This window comes from Enterococcus hirae ATCC 9790 (assembly GCF_000271405.2).
Lineage (GTDB): Bacteria > Bacillota > Bacilli > Lactobacillales > Enterococcaceae > Enterococcus_B > Enterococcus_B hirae.
This window is the reverse complement of the sequence record NC_018081.1, coordinates 812,231-833,126: the sequence shown is the minus strand read 5'-3', so window position 1 is coordinate 833,126 and position 20,896 is coordinate 812,231. Positions and strand designations below refer to the sequence as shown.

Annotated in this window: 16 protein-coding genes; all 16 read left to right on the top strand. The window is 37.8% G+C overall.

The window, feature by feature from the left end; all coding sequences use genetic code 11:
* Window positions 1-41 precede the first annotated feature (41 nt).
* The 16 genes from recG to EHR_RS03910 all read left to right on the top strand — a co-directional run bounded on the left by recG (window position 42) and on the right by EHR_RS03910 (window position 20,876).
* Window positions 42-2,078 (top strand): ATP-dependent DNA helicase RecG, encoded by a 2,037-nt coding sequence (gene recG / locus EHR_RS03990; protein WP_010736805.1) that lies wholly within the window; start codon window positions 42-44, stop codon window positions 2,076-2,078.
* A gap of 47 nt (window positions 2,079-2,125) precedes the next feature.
* Window positions 2,126-3,127 carry a phosphate acyltransferase PlsX gene (gene plsX / locus EHR_RS03985; RefSeq protein ID WP_010736806.1) on the top strand — a complete coding sequence of 334 codons (1,002 nt, stop codon included), beginning with the start codon at window positions 2,126-2,128 and terminating at the stop codon, window positions 3,125-3,127.
* Between the two features lie 121 nt (window positions 3,128-3,248).
* Window positions 3,249-3,491, top strand: coding sequence for an acyl carrier protein (gene acpP / locus EHR_RS03980; RefSeq protein WP_010720420.1), 243 nt, complete (start codon window positions 3,249-3,251; stop codon window positions 3,489-3,491).
* Window positions 3,492-3,761: 270 nt separating this feature from the next.
* A complete protein-coding gene (locus EHR_RS03975) occupies window positions 3,762-4,766 on the top strand; it encodes an ABC transporter ATP-binding protein (protein WP_010736807.1) in 1,005 nt (334 codons plus the stop codon).
* Window positions 4,767-5,711: an ABC transporter ATP-binding protein gene (locus EHR_RS03970; RefSeq protein WP_010720418.1), complete on the top strand. Its 945-nt coding sequence runs from the start codon at window positions 4,767-4,769 to the stop codon at window positions 5,709-5,711.
* Window positions 5,711-6,673, top strand: a complete 963-nt coding sequence (gene opp4B / locus EHR_RS03965; protein WP_010720417.1) for an oligopeptide ABC transporter permease — start codon at window positions 5,711-5,713, stop codon at window positions 6,671-6,673. Before EHR_RS03970 ends, opp4B begins: the two co-directional genes overlap by 1 nt.
* A gap of 27 nt (window positions 6,674-6,700) precedes the next feature.
* On the top strand, window positions 6,701-7,615 hold the full coding sequence (locus EHR_RS03960; RefSeq protein ID WP_010720416.1) for an ABC transporter permease: 915 nt from the start codon (window positions 6,701-6,703) through the stop codon (window positions 7,613-7,615).
* A gap of 27 nt (window positions 7,616-7,642) precedes the next feature.
* On the top strand, window positions 7,643-9,421 hold the full coding sequence (locus EHR_RS03955; protein WP_010720415.1) for an oligopeptide ABC transporter substrate-binding protein: 1,779 nt from the start codon (window positions 7,643-7,645) through the stop codon (window positions 9,419-9,421).
* Between the two features lie 291 nt (window positions 9,422-9,712).
* Complete coding sequence (gene rnc / locus EHR_RS03950; RefSeq protein ID WP_010720414.1) at window positions 9,713-10,399, top strand: ribonuclease III; 687 nt, start codon at window positions 9,713-9,715, stop codon at window positions 10,397-10,399.
* Window positions 10,400-10,420: 21 nt separating this feature from the next.
* Window positions 10,421-13,999 carry a chromosome segregation protein SMC gene (gene smc, locus EHR_RS03945; RefSeq protein ID WP_010736808.1) on the top strand — a complete coding sequence of 1,193 codons (3,579 nt, stop codon included), beginning with the start codon at window positions 10,421-10,423 and terminating at the stop codon, window positions 13,997-13,999.
* An 8-nt stretch (window positions 14,000-14,007) separates the two neighbouring features.
* On the top strand, window positions 14,008-14,817 hold the full coding sequence (locus EHR_RS03940) for a Cof-type HAD-IIB family hydrolase (RefSeq protein ID WP_010736809.1): 810 nt from the start codon (window positions 14,008-14,010) through the stop codon (window positions 14,815-14,817).
* 10 nt (window positions 14,818-14,827) lie between these two features.
* On the top strand, window positions 14,828-15,829 hold the full coding sequence (gene ftsY / locus EHR_RS03935; protein ID WP_010736810.1) for a signal recognition particle-docking protein FtsY: 1,002 nt from the start codon (window positions 14,828-14,830) through the stop codon (window positions 15,827-15,829).
* Window positions 15,830-16,090: 261 nt separating this feature from the next.
* Entirely contained in the window at window positions 16,091-18,370 is a 2,280-nt protein-coding gene (gene gshAB, locus EHR_RS03925) for a bifunctional glutamate--cysteine ligase GshA/glutathione synthetase GshB (RefSeq protein WP_010736811.1), read from the top strand.
* A 310-nt stretch (window positions 18,371-18,680) separates the two neighbouring features.
* Window positions 18,681-19,394 (top strand): hypothetical protein, encoded by a 714-nt coding sequence (locus EHR_RS03920; protein ID WP_010736812.1) that lies wholly within the window; start codon window positions 18,681-18,683, stop codon window positions 19,392-19,394.
* A 109-nt stretch (window positions 19,395-19,503) separates the two neighbouring features.
* Window positions 19,504-20,517 carry a DUF3324 domain-containing protein gene (locus EHR_RS03915; protein ID WP_010736813.1) on the top strand — a complete coding sequence of 338 codons (1,014 nt, stop codon included), beginning with the start codon at window positions 19,504-19,506 and terminating at the stop codon, window positions 20,515-20,517.
* A 152-nt stretch (window positions 20,518-20,669) separates the two neighbouring features.
* Window positions 20,670-20,876 (top strand): hypothetical protein, encoded by a 207-nt coding sequence (locus EHR_RS03910; protein WP_010736814.1) that lies wholly within the window; start codon window positions 20,670-20,672, stop codon window positions 20,874-20,876.
* Window positions 20,877-20,896: the final 20 nt, after the last annotated feature.

Sequence of the window (20,896 nt, the reverse complement as noted above, 5' to 3'; positions counted from 1 at the left end):
AATGGATTGATAGTGAAACATACGGTAAAGGAGGGTGAAATATGAGGTCTTTAAATGATCCAGTGACGATGTTAGCCGGTGTGGGAGCAAAAAGGGCGGATAGTCTTGCTAGTCTGGGAATCCAAACCATCGAAGACCTATTGACCTATTATCCTTTTCGCTATGAAGACATTCAAGAAAGAAATTTAAATGAAATACTTGATCAAGAAAAAGTGACTTTAAAAGGCCTGGTTGTTTCACCACCAGTAATGAGTCGCTTTGGCTACAAAAAGAATCGACTCCAATTTCGTATGATGCAGGATCATGCTGTTTTCAATGTTTCTTTTTTCAATCAACCATATTTGAAAGATAAAGTGATCTTATCCGAAGAAATTGCTGTCTATGGAAAATGGGATGCGAAACGGAAGTCATTAAATGGTATGAAAATTTTGGGTTCTCAAGCGGTGGATGATTTTTCTCCAATCTATCATGTCAATAAATCAATCCGTCAAACAACTTTAGTCGATTTGATTCGAAGAGGTTTCGAAGAGTATGGTGATTTGATCGAAGAGAATCTTCCCAATGGATTAGTTGAGAAATATCGACTGTTGGATCGGCCAACAGCTGTTAAAAGCATGCATTTTCCGAAAAATCATGAAGAAAACCATCAAGCAAAACGAAGAATTGTCTTTGAAGAATTCTTTTTATTTCAAATGCGACTTCAAGGGCTTAAAAAATCGGAAAAAGCAGAAACAAATGGCATTGAAATTTTATATGACATCCAGCGCTTGAAACAATTTATTCAAAAACTACCTTTTGAATTGACGGATGCCCAAAAAAGAGTCACGAATGAAATTTGTCGTGACTTAAGAAGTCCGCAACATATGCAACGCCTATTGCAAGGTGATGTAGGTAGCGGAAAGACGATTGTTGCAGCAATTGCCTTATATGCGGCGGTCACTGCAGGGTTTCAAGGCGCATTGATGGTACCAACTGAAATTTTGGCACAACAACACATGGAAAGCCTTCTTCAATTATTTGATGCGCAAGAAGTTAAACTTGCTCTGTTAACGGGTTCGACGAAAGCCAAAGAACGAAGAGAACTACTCGAATTGCTGGAACAAGGAGAAATCGATATCGTTGTCGGTACCCATGCGTTGATTCAAGAAGGAGTCGAATTTCAACACTTAGGTTTAGTTATTACGGATGAACAACATCGTTTTGGTGTGAATCAGCGAAAAGTACTCCGTGAAAAAGGCTGGCGTCCAGATGTTTTATTTATGACAGCCACACCAATTCCTCGGACTTTAGCGATTACTGCATACGGAGAAATGGATGTTTCGGTAATTGACGAACTTCCAGCTGGCCGGATTCCAATAGAGACGAGATGGGTTCGTACGCCACAATTAAATAGTGTGTTAGATTGGACATGGAAGGAACTGGCGAAAGGACATCAAATGTATGTCATTTGCCCGTTGATTGAAGAGTCAGAAGCATTAGACGTTAAAAACGCTGTTGAAATTTATGAAAAATTAAGTGCGCTTTTTGTGCCTCAGTATGAAGTCGGATTGTTACATGGTAAAATGAAGAACCAGGAAAAAGAAGCAATTATGGAAACATTTAAAGAAAACAAGATGCAAATCTTGGTTTCAACGACGGTCATCGAAGTGGGTGTAAATGTTCCGAATGCTACAGTCATGTTGATCATGGATGCTGATCGTTTTGGATTAGCACAGTTACATCAATTACGTGGACGTGTTGGACGTGGTAGTGATGCTTCTTATTGTGTATTGGTAGCTAATCCTAAAAATGAATTAGGGATTGAGCGAATGAAAATAATGACAGAAACGAACAATGGCTTTATTCTAAGTGAGAAAGATTTAGAGTTGCGTGGACCAGGAGAAGTATTTGGTTTTCGCCAATCAGGCTTACCGCAATTTGCAATTGCTGATCTTGTAACAGATAGTAATATATTAGAGGTAGCTCGTGATGAGGCACAAAAGCTATGGCAGTTAAAGGATTGGCAACTATTGCCAGAATACCAACATTTGGTCCGCAGTTTAGACTTGGAAAATCAAGATAATCGTTATTTTGATTAATAGACTGTGCTATACTTTATAGTGATGATAAAAAAGGAGTGGAAATAATGAAAATTGCCGTAGATGCAATGGGTGGAGATCACGCACCACAAGCCATTGTGGAAGGTGTGGCTTTAGCTCAAAAAGATTTCCCAGATGTGGAATTTATCCTTTATGGTAAGGAAAATGAAATAAGAAAATATCTAACAACAGAACACAATGTGACGATCATTCATACAGATGAAAAAATCGATAGTGATGATGAACCAGTTAAAGCCATTCGCCGTAAAAAGAATGCTTCGATGGTTTTGGCAGCACAAGCTGTCAAAAATGGTGAAGCAGACGCGATTTTTTCAGCGGGGAACACTGGCGCATTATTAGCAGCTGGACTCTTTATTGTTGGTCGTATCAAAAACATCGAACGCCCTGGTCTGATGTCTACTTTACCGGTAGTCGGTCAACCCAATGCAGGGTTTGATATGCTTGATCTAGGTGCAAATGCTGAAAATAAACCGGAACATTTATTACAATATGGCATCTTAGGCTCATTTTATGCAAGAAAAGTCCGAGGAATCGGTAGACCTCGAGTTGCTTTATTGAATAATGGGACGGAAGCAACAAAAGGAAGCGAATTAACTAAAAAAGCTTTCGAATTACTTCAAAATGAAACCAGTTTGAATTTTATTGGAAACGTTGAAGCGAGGGAACTATTGAACGGGGCAGCAGATGTTGTTGTAACCGATGGATTTACAGGCAATGCAGTATTGAAATCCATTGAGGGAACAGCCATGAATCTGATGGACCTTTTGAAAGCTGCCATTTTAAATGAAGGGTTTAAAGGAAAAATGGGCGCACTATTGTTGAAAGATGGGTTACGTTCATTAAAATCAGAAATGGATTATTCAAAACATGGCGGAGCAGTTCTTTTTGGATTAAAGGCACCAGTCATCAAAACTCACGGTGCGACTGGACCAGATGCAGTGAGACATACCATCAGACAAATCCACACTATGTTGGAAACCAATGTGGTAGGGCAGTTAGTTGAACAATTCGAAAAACCTGCAGAATAATGTTTCTGGTTGCTCGTCGACGACCCTATAGAAAAAAAGGTGGACAATCTTAGAAAATGTCAGTAAAATTAGCCTTGGTGAAGGAAATCGGCAATTTTGATAATTGTTGGAGGTGAAAACATTGTCACGTGAAGAAGTATTTAATAAAGTAGCGAAAATTATTTCAAATCATTTTGAAATTGATACAGATAAAGTAACTGATGAATTAAATATCAAAGATGACCTAAAAGCTGACTCAATCAGCATCATGGAATTTGTTTTGGAACTTGAAGATGAGTTTGGAACAGAAATTTCTGACGAAGATGCAGAACAAATTGAAACAGTTGGTGGGGCAGTTGACTACATCAGCAATCATCTTAACTAATCATCAGCATGAAAGTGAGTAAAGATCAATCGGATCTTTACTCACTTTTTTTTAATTTTTCAAGTGATTTATCTTTATTTTAAATAGATTTTTCTGACAATTCTGGCAACTGACTGAAATTTTCTTGCATTGTAGAGGGGTTTTATATATAATTATTAATAATATATTGCACTATCCTTAGAATAACGCTTATTATAAAACGTTTTATTCTGTGGGATATCATTTTTTATTAAGAAAACTTCCAACCAGGGAGCAGAGAGGGGTATTAGATTGTCAGATAATCAACTATTAGATGTTCAGAACCTACATACAGGCTTCCGTCTTAAAGATGAGTATTACGATGCAGTAGATGACGTTTCTTTTACATTAGATAAAAACGAGATCTTAGCAATCGTTGGAGAATCTGGTTGCGGGAAAAGTACATTAGCGACTACTATTATGGGGTTACTTGATCCAAACAACACAAAGATCACAGGCGAAATTTTATATAATGATTTAAACTTGATTGAATTGAATGAAACTTTGTATAACAAAATCCGCGGGAATGATATTGGGATGATTTTCCAAGATCCGTTATCTGCGTTAAACCCTTTGATGCGTATTGAAGATCAAATTAAGGAAGGGTTATCTTATCATACCAAAATGAACGCTGAACAACGGCAAGCTCGTGCCTTGGAATTGTTGGAGCAAGTTGGGATTCCTAATCCTGCCAGAGTCGGACGACAATATCCTCATGAATTATCTGGGGGGATGAGACAGCGGGTAATCATCGCCATTGCGATTGCGTGTAAGCCACCGATTGTTATTGCAGATGAGCCAACGACAGCGCTAGATGTAACGATTCAAGCGCAAATTCTTGATTTATTAAAAGACTTACAAGAAGAAACCAAAACAGGAATCATTCTGATCACGCATGACTTAGGTGTTGTGGCAGAAATGGCTGATCGGGTAGCGGTAATGTATGGCGGTCAATTTGTTGAAGTAGCTGGGGTCAAAGAACTTTTTGAAAATCCTAAACACCCTTATACCCGTTCATTGTTGAACTCTATTCCTCAAGAGGGGAACCATGAAGCTGAGCTCCATGTGATTGAAGGCGTTGTTCCTTCTTTGAAAAATATGCCACGAACTGGTTGTCGTTTTGCTCCTCGGATTCCTTGGATTCCAGCCAGTGATCACGAAGAAAACCCTGTCCTTCATGAAATTGCTCCGAATCATTTGGTTCGTTGCTCTTGCTACAAACATTTCCACTTTAGAGACGAAAAAGGAGAGGTGTAGATGACAGAATTAATTACAATCAGCGATTTGAAAGTACACTATCCTATTCGTAGTGGATTCTTTAATCGAGTAACGGATCATGTATATGCAGTAGATGGTGTCGACTTCATTATTGAAAAAGGAAAAACGTATGGCTTAGTCGGAGAATCTGGTTCTGGTAAATCAACGACAGGGAAAGCAGTCGTTGGATTAGAAAAAGTGACTTCAGGACAAATCATTTATGAAGGTAAAGATGTCACTAAAAAAAGTAACCGACAAAAAATTGGCTATAACAAAGATGTTCAAATGATCTTCCAAGACTCAATGTCCAGCTTGAATCCTAAAAAGCGAGTATTGGATATTATTGCAGAACCGATCCGTAACTTTGAACGTTTGAGTGATCAAGAGGAAAAGAAAAAAGTGAAAAATCTACTGGATATCGTAGGGATGCCGGAAGATGCGCTGTATAAATATCCACATGAGTTTTCAGGTGGACAGCGTCAACGTTTAGGGGTTGCACGTGCAGTTGCGACAAACCCAAAACTCATCGTAGCAGATGAACCAGTTTCTGCATTGGATTTATCCGTTCAGGCGCAAGTATTAAATTTCATGAAACGAATCCAACAAGAATTTGGTTTAAGTTATTTATTTATTTCTCATGACTTGGGAGTCGTGAAACATATGTGTGATAATATCGCAATTATGTATAAAGGTCGATTCGTTGAAATTGGTACACGAGAAGATATTTATAATGATCCACGTCATATCTATACGAAACGTTTACTGTCTGCTATCCCTCGGATTGATGTCGAAAATCGGGAGTTACACAAAGAGAATCGACGAAGAGTGGAACGTGAGTACATCCAAAATCAAAAGGAGTACTACGATGCAACTGGTCGAGTGTACGATCTCCGTACGATCACACCGACGCATAAAGTAGCGTTGAAAGATGGAGGTGCCAGCTAATGTGGAAAACGATATTACGACGTGTATTATTAATGATCCCACAAGTTATTATTCTTAGTATTTTGATCTTTATGTTGGCAAAAGCGATGCCTGGAGATCCTTTTACCGGGTTGATCAACCCCAACCAAGATCCAGCAGTCATCGAGCAAATGAGACAGGCAGCTGGTTTGAATGATCCTTGGTATGTCCAGTATTTCCGATGGATCGGGAATGCGTTACAAGGAGACTTCGGTCAAAGTTTCTTATACAAACGTTCAGTTTCTGATTTGATTGGTGAGCGTATCGTCAATACTCTTTACTTGTCGATCTTAACAGTTATCATTACTTATTTGATTGCTGTACCACTAGGTATGTTGGCGGGCAGATACCAAAACTCATTTTTGGATAAAGCTGTTGTAATCTACAATTTCTTTAGTTTTGCTGTTCCGTTATTTATCTTTGGATTGATTATGTTATTTGTATTTGGTTATCGTCTAGGTTGGTTCCCAACCAGCGGCTCCCAGACGTTAGGAATCCAAGGGGGCTTTTTCACCCAGTTGATTGATCGCATGAAATACATCATTTTACCATCGATCACTCAAGCCTTTTTAGCTACAGCTGTAACGATTCAGTATTTACGTAGCGAAGTCATTGATTCAAAATCTTTAGACTTTGTGCGAACTGCCCGTTCAAAAGGGGTACCAACCAATAAAGTATTTAGTCGTCATATTTTCCGAAACGCGGCATTGCCGATGGCTTCACAAATGGGTTATGAAATTACTTCCTTGATTGCTGGTTCAGTAGTTATTGAAAAGATTTTTGGCTACCCAGGAGTCGGTAAATTGTTTATTGATTCGATCGGACAACGTGACTATACAGTTATTACCTCCTTAGTATTGATTTTAGGAATTGCGACGTTGATCGGAACCTTGCTTTCAGATATCATCATGAGCATTGTTGATCCACGTATCCGTATCCAATAAAATTCAATCAGAAAGGAGAAAAGACAAATGAGTGATAAAAAGAAAGACGTTGTGCAAGAAAGTATCCCGCCAATGGGATTACGAATGATTGCCCGTGAATTTAAAAAAGATAAAATCGCCATTTTTTCATTAGGTTTACTCGTTATTTTATTGTTAGTTATCTTTATCGGTGCGTTATTTACAGACCAAGATAAAGTAATGTATGTCAGCATCTTTGATAAATATGCAGCTCCAGGTGCTATCTCTACCGAGGGGACAAAATTTATTTTAGGAGCAGATGAAGGTGGTCGGGATGTTTTAGGACAACTGATTATCGGTGCAAGAAACTCCGTCACCATTGGTTTTGCAATCACAGTCATCACTTCGATTATCGGGGTTGGACTAGGGATCATTTCTGGGTTTTATGGGGGGATCATCGATAATATTTTGATGCGTATCGTTGACTTCATTATGATTTTACCGATTATGTTGATTATTATCGTATTTGTATCGATTATCTCTAGATATAATGTTTGGTCGTTCATCTTCATTATGAGTGCATTTTATTGGGTTGCTAAAGCTCGATTATTCAGAAGTAAAACTTTATCAGAAGCAAGGCGTGATTATGTGAGTGCTTCAAAAACAATGGGAACAAGTGATTTTAAAATCATGTTCCGTGAAATCATGCCTAACTTAAGTTCATTGATCATTACCAACTTAACGATGAACTTTGCAGCAAATATTGGGATCGAGACCACTTTGACTTTCTTAGGGTTTGGCTTACCAGCAAATGTTCCTAGTTTAGGAACACTAATCGGTTATGCCAGCAACGGTGAGGTTTTAGTGAATCGACAATGGATCTGGTTACCTGCGTCAATTCTAATTTTAGTATTGATGTTGAGTATAAACTATGTTGGACAAGCGTTTAAGCGTTCTGCCGATGCACGCCAACGATTAGGATAAAGAAGAAAGCAAAGGGGGAAATAAGGAATGAAGAAATCAATTTTAGGCGTTGTTACACTTTTTTCAGTAATGGCATTAGCTGCTTGTGGAAGCGGCGGAGGTTCTAACTCTTCTGGGAGTTCAGCAAATAACGGTGAGAAGAAGGAATTAACATTTCCAATCTCAACGAAAAATGATAAAGATGCAATAAAAGATGGCGAATTGGAGGCTGCAGTAGCAACCGATAGTCAATTCAAAGGATTGTTCCAATGGGAATTTTATCAAGATTCTTACGATGCAGCATTTATGGCACCTTCTCATGAAGCACTATTTACAAATGATGCGGACTTCAAGATCACAAATGATGGTGCAGCGAGTTTAGATTTAGACCAAGAGACGAAAAAAGCAACGATCAAAGTAAAAGACAATGTAAAATGGTCAGATGGTAAAGATGTAACCGCAGATGACGTGATTTTCCCTTATGAAATTATCGGTAACAAGGATTATACAGGTATCCGTTATGATGATAACTTCCGAAACATCGTTGGGATGGAAGAATACCATAGCGGTAGCGCTCCGACAATCTCAGGTATCAAAAAAGTGGACAATAAGACAGTTGAAATCGAATATAAAAAAGTGGAACCAAGTATGCTTCAATCAGGTGGTGGGATTTGGGCATATGCAGCTCCAAAACACACACTTGAAGGTGTAGCAATCAAAGACATGGAATCAAGTGATCAAGTACGTAAAAATCCAGTGACTTTTGGTCCATATTACATGAGTAATATCGTTGCAGGAGAATCAGTAGAGTATCTACCAAATGAATATTACTGGAATGGCAAACCACAATTGAAAAAAATCACGATGAAATCATTGCCGATTGCTAGTGCAACAGAAGCTTTGAACTCAAAACTTTATGACATGATTTTCCAAATGCCTACAGATACGTATGACACATATAAAGATGTCTCAGGTTACACAAACTTAGGACGTGAACAAACATCATACACTTACTTAGGCTTCAAATTAGGTAAATGGAATGCTGAAAAGAGCAGTGTTGAATACGATCCAAATTCTAAAATGGCAGATAAATCATTGCGACAAGCAATGGGTTATGCATTAGATAACGATGCAGTAGGAGAACGTTTCTATGCAGGGTTAAGAAGCAATGCTACTTCATTGATTCCTCCTGTATTTGAATCATTCCACGATGACGATCTAAAAGGATTTACGCAAGATATCGATAAAGCAAACAAATTATTGGATGATGCTGGCTATAAAGATGTAGATGGTGATGGGTTACGTGAAGATAAAGACGGAAATAAATTAACGATCAACTTTGCTTCAATGTCAGGTGGCGAAACAGCGCAACCATTATCTGATTACTATGTGCAACAATGGAAAAAAATCGGCTTAGATGTGAAATACACGACTGGACGTTTAATCGAATTTAACTCATTCTACGATAAATTAGAAAATGACGATCCTGAAATTGATGTATATCAAGCAGCTTGGAGTACAGGAACTGATCCAAATCCAAACGGACTATGGGGACCAAATGCAGCATTCAACTACACTCGTTTTGAATCAGAAGAAAATACGAAATTGATCAATGATATCAATTCAAGTGAAGCATTTGATGCAGATTACCAAAAAGAAGCATATAAAAAATGGCAAGCATATGCATTTGAAGAAGCTTTCGCAATTCCAACATTGTTCCGTAATGAAGTACTACCAGTGAGCGATCGTACTAAAGATTGGGATTGGTCATATGATGCACCAAATCCATGGGCGAAAGTAACGGTAACAGCAGAATCACGTTCTTAAAATAAGGACATACATGCCGTTTAGCGAAAGTATTGAACGAATCTGGCAATGAGAAAGACCTCCCAAACACGGAAACGGTTTGGGAGGTCTTTTCGTATAGCTGGCAACTTTTGAATACTATTTATCAAATCAATCAAATGATCAGCTAATAAATTCTTTAATCGAAAAAATCATTGGATTCTTGAGGTTTATTAAACCTTTACTTACCTTTTGTCGGAACCATTTCAAATTTAGACAAAAACCAGTATAATAAGGAAGTATTGAAAAAATATCCATAAAGGAATGTGAAAAATGGACAATCAGCTGACAAATGAATTAAAAGAAAAGTATACTATCGTTTTTCACGATCTCAATTTACTTGAACAAGCTTTTACCCATTCATCCTATGTGAATGAGCATCGCAACCTTCAATTATCAGATAATGAACGATTAGAATTTTTAGGAGATGCCGTATTAGAATTAATGGTTTCAGAATATTTATATCGTTTATATCCAGATATCCCAGAAGGGAAACTAACAAAGACACGTGCGGCGATCGTTCGTGAAGATAGTTTATCCAAGTTTGCCAAAGAATGTGGATTTGATAAATATATCATGTTAGGTAAAGGAGAAGAAAATTCTGGGGGAAGAACCAGACCAGCTCTTCTTTGTGACTTATTTGAAGCCTTTCTAGGTGCTTTGTACCTTGATCAAGGGTTTGAAGCAGCCCATGCCTTTCTTCAAACAGTTGTCTTTCCAAAAGTCAAAGCAGGTGCTTTTTCACATGAGATGGATCATAAAACGAAGTTGCAAGAAGTGTTGCAAAAATCAGGTGATGTATTTATTGAATACCGATTAATAAAAGAGGAAGGTCCGGCACATGAACGGATTTTTTGGATCGAAGTCTATGTAGATGACAAGTTGATTGGGACTGGGCAAGGAAAATCGAAAAAACTAGCAGAACAAGCTGCTGCAGAAAATGCACTGGCAGCACTGTAAAAGTAAGTGAGGGAACGCTTCGTGTATTTAAAACGAATTGAAATAGCTGGATTTAAATCCTTTGCAGATAAAACAGTGATTGATTTTGAAAATAGTGTGACAGCCGTCGTTGGACCAAATGGGAGTGGCAAAAGTAATATCACTGAAGCAATCCGCTGGGTTTTAGGCGAGCAATCTGCTAAGAGCCTTCGAGGGGGGAAAATGCCCGATATTATTTTCGCTGGTTCAGACTCTCGTAAGCCTTTGAATGTGGCAGAAGTTACAGTACTTTTGGATAATTCCGATCATTATTTACCATTGGATTATCAAGAAATCAGCGTGACTCGTCGCTATCGACGAACAGGCGAAAGTGATTTTTTTATCAATAAACAACCTTGTCGATTGAAAGACATCCAAGAACTGTTCTTAGATTCAGGTTTAGGAAAAGAATCGTTTTCGATCATTTCACAAGGGAAAGTAGAAGCAATTTTTAGTAGTAAGCCAGAAGACCGTCGGGGAATATTTGAAGAAGCAGCAGGTGTATTAAAATATAAACAACGCAAGAAAAAAGCGGAACAAAAGTTATTTGAAACAGAAGATAATCTTAGTCGAGTACAAGACATTATTTACGAGTTGCAAGAGCAATTAACACCTCTAGCTGAGCAAAGTGAAATCGCTAAGAAATTTTTGCAGTTAAAAGAAGAATTAACCCAAACGGATATAGCGTTGATGATTACGGAGATCAACGTAGCGAAAAAAGAGTGGGAAGAAAAACAAACTCAGCTGACACAATTCAATCAAGAGCTGACAAAATTAGCGACACATATCCAATCGCAAGAAGCCGTACTATCAGAAAAAAGAAAGCAAAACGCCAAAAAAGACCGTCAAATTGAAAAAGGTCAACAAAGTCTGTTGGCATTGTCTGAAAGATTAAAACAAGCAGAAGGGCAAAAAGATGTCTTAATAGAGCGGACAAAGCATACACAAAAGAGTACGCAAGAATATCAGGCTTCTTTGGCCGAGGCGCAAAAGAAAGTAGCGCATTTTGAGGAACTTCAGGAAAAATTGACAAAAGAAACAACTGAAAAAGAAACAGAAATCCAAGAAGCACAACAACAGTTGATGAAGACACAACAAGAATTGGAAAAATATCAAAAATCAACGAAGGAATTATTATCTGAATTACGAGATCAATATGTTGATTTGATGCAAGAACAAGCGAATGTCGGAAATGAATTGAAATATCTTGAACGTCAATATTTACAAGAAACGTCCAAAAGTAAACAAACATTAGCGAAGCAATCAGAAGTAGAAGCCTCTGTCTTGGCGTTATCCTCTCAAAAACAGGAACTATCTGAAAAACAAGCAAATCTTCAACAAGCTTTAGTTAAGAACCAACATGAGTTGGAAGAAGTTCAAACAAAAGGGAAAACAGTACAAACTAAATTAACCAATGAACAACCTAAAATGTACCAATTGATGAACCAAGTCCAACAATTACAGGCACGCCAAAAAAGTTTACAAGAAATCCAAGAAAACTATTTTGGTTTTTACCAGGGCGTTCGGTTAGTTTTACAACATAAACAACAATTATCTGGTATCGTAGGTGCAGTCGCTGAGTTGATTGATGTACCTAGCTCTTTTACCCTTGCAATCGAAACAGCTCTAGGTGGAGCAGCGCAACACGTCATTGTTGAAAACGAACACGATGCACGTCAAGCAATCACTTATTTGAAAAAGCAAAGAGGGGGTAGAGCGACCTTTTTACCGTTAACAACGATTAAACCTAGACAGTTACCTGCGCACGTTCTTTCGCAAGCAGCAGCGGTAGATGGGTTTTTAGGTATCGCAAGTGAACAGGTGACATTCCCTGCAGAAATTCAAACCGTGGTCCACAATTTATTGGGAACGATCTTATTAGCGAAGGATCTAACTAGTGCCAATGCTATTGCTCAGACCATACGATACCAATACCGAGTAGTGTCTCTGGAAGGAGACGTGATGAATGCTGGTGGTTCCATGACGGGTGGAGCAAATAAACGGGGAAATCAAGGCAGTCTCTTCTCTCAAAATCAAGAATTGAAACAGCTGACAGCTGAATATGAACAAGCAGATCAGCAGTTGCAAAATCAAGAAAAAATTGTTCAAGAACTACAAACCAAAGTCGCTGACTTGAGCCAAAAACAAGAAAAGTTGCGTACGCAAAATGAACAATTGCGGTTTGAAGAGCAGGAAATAACGAATCAACTGCAAAATATCACGAATGACTTAGCACGCTTTGAAAAAGAAAAGCAACTCTCAAACTTTGAAACGAGAGAATTGCAACAATTCATCGAAACATATCAAAAACAACAAGCAGAGTTAACGGCAAGACAAAAGGAAATCGAACAACAACGACAACAAATCGATGAAGAGATCAAATCACTGAACCAAGAAAGTGATCAAATGGAAGAAAAACGATCACAAGTCCAAGCACGAAAAGCACAGGAACAAGCAGATTTAGCTGTCTTGAAAGAGCAATTCAATCATTTACAGATCCAATTACGTGGAGCACGTGTTCAAAAAAATGAAGCACTTGAACGTCAGACAAGTTTAGAGCAACAATTAGCAACATTGACTGCAGATTTTTCTGATCATGAAATCACTGAAGAAAGTTTAGCGAGCCAAATCACGGAACTTGCGCAACAGCGTGAAGAACTACAAGCAGAACTAGTGGCAGTGAAGGAACAACGAGAACGTACGCAAAAAGAAATCGATCAGCTTGAAACAGTACTTGCTGAAAAAAACCAACAACAAAAGCAACAGCTAACAGAACAATCGAAACTGGAAGTGCAAAAAGACCGTGCAGAAATGTTGTTGGATCATCAGCTGAGCTATTTGCAAACGGAATACCAAATCAGCTTTGAAAAAGCTGTCACTGATTACCAGCCAACTTCCGATATTGTAAGTAGTCGCACGAAAGTAGCAGTCTTAAAAGAGCAGATCGCAGACCTTGGACCAGTGAATATCCGTTCGATTGAGCAATTTGAGCAAGTGAATGAACGACATACGTTTTTAGCCACACAACGTGATGATTTGTTATCTGCAAAGAACCAATTGTTTGAAACAATGGAAGAAATGGATGCTGAAGTACGGGCTCGCTTTAAAGAAGTCTTTGAAGCAATCAGGCAAGAGTTTAAAGTAGTCTTTCCTAATATGTTTGGTGGTGGTCGCGCAGAATTGGTATTGACTGACCCATCGGATCTATTAAAAACAGGGATCGAAATCGAAGTGCAACCACCAGGCAAGAAATTACAAAGTCTGAGCTTGCTTTCTGGAGGGGAAAGAGCATTAACTGCTATCGCCTTGCTGTTTTCAATCATCCGAGTTTGTCCTGTTCCATTTTGTATTTTAGACGAAGTAGAAGCTGCGTTAGATGAAGCAAATGTGAAAAGATTTGGACGTTATTTAAGTGATTTCCAAGATGACACTCAATTCATCGTGGTCACACACCGAAAAGGTACCATGGTAGCTGCCGATGTTTTATATGGAGTAACCATGCAAGAATCAGGTGTTTCAAAAATTGTGTCTGTCCGTATGGAAGATATCAATGAAGAAGGAAAAATGGAAACGAAGGTGTAAGGAAATAAATGATTAAATTAATTGCGATCGACTTAGACGGTACATTATTGAATGAAGAAAAACAAATTTCAGATGAGAATAAGCAAGCTTTAGCGAAAGCAAAAGAAAAAGGTGTTAAGATCGTTTTATGTACTGGTCGTCCCTTAGTAGCAATGGCTCATTATTTGCAAGAGTTAGGATTAGTGGACGAAGGGGATTATAGCATCACCTTCAATGGTGGTCTTGTTCAAAAAAACGATACAGGAGAAATCATTGAGAAAAAAGTGATGGAAGTTGCTGATATCCATCGTTTATATGATCTTGCGCAAAAATTGGCATTGCCCTTAGATATATTATCAGATCATGTGGTTTTACAATTACCGACTGCACCAGGGAAAAAATCTTTATACAACACATTAAATAAATTATTGCAGTTTCAACCGGCAAATTTAGCAGATCTGACAGACGAGTTTGTGTTGAATAAAGCAGTTATTGCCTATCCGCAAGCGGAATTAGATCCTAAGATCAAAGAAATACCAGCCGAATTTCATGAACGTTATGAAATCATCAAGACCCGCAGTATGCTTTTAGAATTTATGCCAAAAGGTGTGACAAAAGCTTATGGTATTTCTTTACTAGCAAAAGATTTAGGTTTAGAACCAGCTGAGATCATGGCAATTGGGGATGAAGAAAATGACTTGCCGATGATTGAATACGCTGGAATGGGTGTTGCCATGGCAAATGCCGTCCCATTTGTTAAAGAAGCAGCGAATTATGTTACGTCAAGTAACTTAGAACATGGTGTAGCCAAAGTTATCGAAAAATTTGTTTTAGATTAGGGGGGATCATATGGGCTTTTTTGATAAAATCAAGCGTGCTTTTACTGGTGAACAACAAGAACCAGAAGAAGTCGAAGTACAAGAGAAATATGATAAAGGGTTAGAAAAAACCAGAAAAACATTTGGCGAACGAATGAATGAATTGTTTGCTAATTTTCGGACAGTAGACGAAGACTTTTTTGAAGAATTAGAAGAAACACTGATTGGTGCGGATGTTGGGTTTGATACGGCTATTCAGATTTCTGAAGCGTTGCGTCAAGAAGTAAAACTGAGAAACGCAAAGAAACCAGCTGAGATCCAAAATGCAATCATTGAAAAATTAGTGGATTTATATGAACAAGAAGGAATCAACGAAGTTAATGAATTAAATCTACAAGAAGAAGGATTAACAGTTATTTTGTTTGTCGGGGTAAACGGTGTTGGAAAAACAACCAGTATCGGAAAACTAGCCCACCAATACAAAAATGAAGGAAAAAAAGTGCTGCTGGCAGCAGCCGATACTTTCCGAGCAGGTGCGATTGACCAATTAGTGGTTTGGGGCGAACGTGCTGGTGTCGAAGTGGTTCGGGGAAATGCTGGTGGCGACCCAGCAGCCGTTGTGTATGATGCGATGGAACGTGCGAAAAGTGAACAGGCAGAGGTGTTGTTAGTAGATACAGCTGGACGTTTACAAAACAAAGTCAACTTGATGAATGAGTTGGAAAAAATCAAACGTGTCATTCAACGAGAATTACCAGATGCACCTCATGAAACATTACTTGTACTAGATGCGACTACTGGTCAAAATGCAATGGTACAAGCAAAACAATTTAAAGAAACAACTGATGTCACTGGGCTTGTTTTAACCAAACTAGATGGTACAGCCAAAGGTGGGATCGTGTTAGCCATCCGTAATGAACTTCACTTACCAGTGAAATTGGTAGGGCTTGGCGAAGGAATCGATGATCTTGAACCATTTGAACCTAATGATTTTGTTATTGGTTTATTTAAAGGATTGTTGAAAGAAGAGTAAGCAGTTATTCTTTTTATCAGCAAGAAGAGCACCTAGCTAAAAAATTGAATCTTTTTAGCTAGATGCTTTTTCTTATAGAAAGGTAACGGTAATTCTACATATAATGATGGTATTAGTAAGGTATGGGAGTGAACCAACCCAACCGACGAAGTAAGCGTACATAAAATTGGACAGGCTTTTTTTATATTTTGAAACAATTTCATTCTTTTTCTGGCTATTTTTTACTATAATTAGAGGCATACGAACTGGAGGATAATCAACATGAATTTTAAACAATTACTAAAACATCCTAGTTCACGTCCATTTATCGATCAAGCACGTTTTGGTGTGGAACGAGAAGGACAGCGAGTGAACCTTACAGGAGATCTAACACGTACTGATCATCCAAGTGTTTTTGGCGATCGTACGTTTCATCCATATATACAGACAGACTTTAGTGAAACACAAATTGAATTAATTACACCAGTCACCGATTCGATCCATGAGCTTTTCCAATATATGTCAGCCATTTATGATGTTGCTGCTCGCTCAATTCCTGAAAATGAAATGATCTGGCCTTTAAGTATGCCACCAGCATTGCCAGCAAAAGATGAAGACATCATGATTGCAAAATTAGCAAATTTTGAAGATGTGTTATATCGCCGCTATTTAGCTAAAGAATATGGGAAAAGAAAGCAAATGGTTAGTGGTATCCATTTTAATTTTGAATTTGGAGATGATTTGCTTCGATCGTTGTTTGTGCAACAAACAGAGTTTTCGGAGTTTGCTGCTTTTAAAACAGAGCTATATTTGAAAACTGCGCGCAATTTTCTGCGCTATCGGTGGTTGATTACCTATTTTTATGGGGCATCACCATTAAGTGAAGCAAACTATTTCATTGATAAACCAGCTCCTAATGAGCCAGTTCGAAGTATTCGGAATAGTTCGTATGGTTATACGAATCATCCAAATGTCAAAGTTTCGTATGCTTCAATGGAGCAATATTTGTTCGACATTGAAAAGATGGTTGAAGAAGGAAAACTATCAGAAGAAAAAGAATTTTATACGCCACTTCGTTTTCGTGGTGGTAAACGGGTAGCAGATTTAGCTAAAACGGGTGTGCGTTATATCGAATTAAGAAATATCGATTTAAATCCCAATGCACGTTTAGGAATTGATCAAGAACAAGTTCGTTTCTTACAGTTATTTTTAACTTATATGTTATGGACGGAAGAAAAAGAAGCAGCTGATCAATGGGTAGAAGAAGGAACTAGAAAAAATGAAATCGTCTCTCTTGAACATCCTCTAAATCAAACCGAGTTTATCGAGGAAGGCCGTTATCTTTTAACTGATATGAAGAAAATGGCGCTCGAACTTGAGCAACTAGAGGCACTACCATTGATTGAAAAAATGTTAGAAGAACTGGAACGTCCAAGTGAAACACTAGCAGGAACAATCTATCAAGCAGCAAAAGAAAGTAGTCAACATCAGTTTGCTACCTCTTTGGGTCTTTCTTACTATCAAAAAGCGCATGAACGTCCGTATCAACTCGCAGGATTTAGAGAGATGGAGTTGTCTACGCAAATCTTGTTATTTGATGCGATCCAAAAAGGTATTGAAGTGAAAGTGATTGACGAATCGGATCAATTTTTGCGGTTACAGCATCACGATCATATTGAGTACGTGAAAAATGCAAATATGACAAGTAAAGATAGCTATATCGTTCCCTTGATCATGGAAAATAAAACGGTCACTAAAAAAGTCTTGAGAGAAGCCGGCTATCGTGTGCCAAACGGAGCCGAGTTTACGACAATGGAGGAAGCAGTCAAAGCCTATCCAAGATTCGCAAACAAAGCATTTGTCATTAAACCTAAATCAACGAACTATGGACTAGGCATCACGATTTTTAAAGAAGGTGCTGATTTAGCTGACTATCAAGCAGGACTTGCGATTGCCTTTAGCGAAGATCGTTCGATTTTAGTAGAAGAATTTATGCCAGGCACGGAATATCGCTTCTTTGTGATTGATGGCAAAGTCAAAGCAATCATGCTTCGTAAACCTGCTAATGTCGTTGGAGATGGACAACGTACAGTTGCTGAATTGGTCGCTGAAAAGAATCTTGATCCTTTAAGAGGCACAAACCATCGAGCACCTTTAGAGCTAATTCATTTAGGAGAATTAGAGCAACTGATGTTAAAAGAACAAGGGCTTACCGTTTCTTCTGTTCCCCAGAAAGATCAGGTTGTTTATCTACGAGAAAATTCTAATATTAGTACAGGTGGCGATTCGATTGATGTCACAGACGAATTTTCTGAAAGTTATAAGCAGATAGCTGTTTCTGCAGTTGAAGCTTTAGGCGCAAAAATTAGTGGAATCGATTTGATTATTCCGGACAAAGAGGTAGCACCGGAAAACAGCGCTACTGCTTATGGGATTATCGAAGCTAACTTTAATCCAGCGATGCATATGCACGTGTACCCATTTGCAGGTAAAGGGAGAAGATTGACTTTAGACGTGTTGAATTTATTGTATCCTGAACTTAATATCCTGACTCAAAATTAATCACATTATGGCAAAACTCACTAGCTAAAAAATAACCCATAGAATCCAGAAAATAAGGATGTTATTTTCGGATTTTATGGTTTTTTTTATGCATCGGGTTGCTAAGTACACGATTTATTTTTAAAAGTCATGTGCAAATGATCGCCCTGTTTACTACTTTTACTGCTCAGTCTCTTAGATTTTTTTGAAAACAAGTATGAAATCAAAAAAAACGAACAAAAACTGAATCTAGTTTAATGATACGCTTTTTTTGTTCAATCAGGACAGTATAAAAATACCCGATGTTTGAAAAAGAAAGTGAGTGAAATAAATGAAAAAAAGTACTTTTTTAATCAGCACTGGCTTGTTGGCTTCTTTTTTATCAATTAATAATCCAAGGGTATACGCAGCAAGCACAACTACGACTCCGAGTCCAGCAACAGCTGAAACACCGATCAGTGCGCCACTAGAATTACCAACAAATGGTGGGACTAATCCAACGCCACCAAGTAATACGAAAGATCCTGCCAGCTCATCTGATCCAGGGAATAAATCAAATAATCCTACGGTTGCCTTTGGGATTGCTTATGAACCAGGTACTTTTACAATCCCGTCAACAAAATTATTGGAAACTGGCTCTCAAACGATCCCTGTGACCATGCCGCAAAATTCTGGCACATTTGATGTCGGGGTCAAAGACAAAACTCGGGAAACTATGGGATGGTCTTTAAAAGCACAAGTTGTTTGGGATAATGGAGAAAAAGGAATGTCGATTCAAACTGCCCATACTGGAACTAATGCGAAGGTCAATACTGGAAATGGTCAGTTAGTGGACGCTCCAGCTGGTTCAGTTACTGCTGTGCCTAATGTTGAGATTACATCAGATGCTCAAGTTTTATTGATGTCAGGAACACAGGGATTTGTGCATAATGACACCTATGATTATGGATTAGGACAAGTGTCTCTTAAAATAGCAGATACAAAAACTACGCCAGCAGGGACACATACAGGACATGTCGAATGGAATCTATCGGTTGCTCCATAATTACCTTAAGAAGGGAAAGGACTTACTCTTTTCCTTTTTTTGATTATTGGCAGACCAAGCTTTTGATCAAAGAGCTGCTGATAATCAAAAAAAGGAAGGAAGAACGGTATTGTTAAAAAAAGTGCAATCAATCATCTTATTTCTTATGTTTATGTTTATTGGTACGTTGGATGTTCAAGCAGAAGAAATAATGGGAGGCTATACGATCGAACGTATTCCCAATGTGCATCAAATTGATATTAATTTAGGCTATTTTTATCTATGTGAGCAACCAGGTACACAAGATCAATTGGGTGTTAAATTGATCAATAGTTCAAATCAGGAGAAACGATTAACGATTAAAGTTACAAACGCAAATACCAATGTGAATGGTTTGTTAGATTATACAGGTACGATAAAAGACAACAAAGATTTGAAATTACCATTGACTTCGATCGTCAAATCGACACAGTCAGAAGTCAAAGTACCAGCAAAGAGTGAAGTAAAGACCTCTCTTACGGTTACATTACCCAAAGAAAAATTTCCCGGTGTGGTCGTCGGAGGAATCGTGGTTTCTGAGAAAGCTGAAAAAACACCAAAAGACCAGAAAAAAGAAGTATCAATCGAAAATACGTATAACTACACATTAGGAGTAGTTTTAACCAACAATGCAAAAACCAAAATGAATCAACCTATTTCTGTTACTTTAGAAAAAGTCGCTCCGATTTTATCAAATGGAAGAAAAATCATTCAAGCAGATATTTTAAATCCTAACCCTTATATATTTGATCAAGCAACTGTTGCAGGTAAAATTCTTGAAAAAAATACAGATAAAGTCATCAAAGAGCAACAAAAAACAAATGTAAATATTGCACCTTATTCAGTCTATCCTTTTCAATTTGATTGGAAAAAGGATGAACTAAAAGCAGGGACATATGTTTTTACTGGTTCAGTTAAGGCAGGTGGCAAGGAATGGTTATTTAGCAAAGAATTTACGATCAATCCAACAACGGCTAATGATATCAATGAACAGTCGCTTTATCACGTTGTTGTTCCTCAATGGCTCCAAATTAGTTGGATCATTCTCTTTTTAGTCAATGTAGCTGGCATCATCTATCTGGCTATAAGATATAAGAAAAAATAATGAGTACTCATTCTCTTTTTTCGTTTATATCCATTTTTAGAAAAAATAGGAGTATGAATGATTTACTTTATGAACAGAAATAACATACTTTCAAAGGAGGAATCAAATAAGTATAAGTCTTATATTTATTTGATTGGAAGGAGTGAACAATTATGTATACGATACCGATTTTTATTATTTCAACGGGTATTCTCTTCATGAGCTTAGCCATTTACCTATTTTTAATGAATTATAAAAGAGTGATTATAGGAGAAGAAAATAAAACGATTCTTTATCTTAATACACTAATTCTTATTACTTCAATTTGTTTCATCTTATTAGGTATTGGTTACTTTTTCGTTGTGGCGAAACAATTATAAGTGAAGAGGAGCTGACTGAT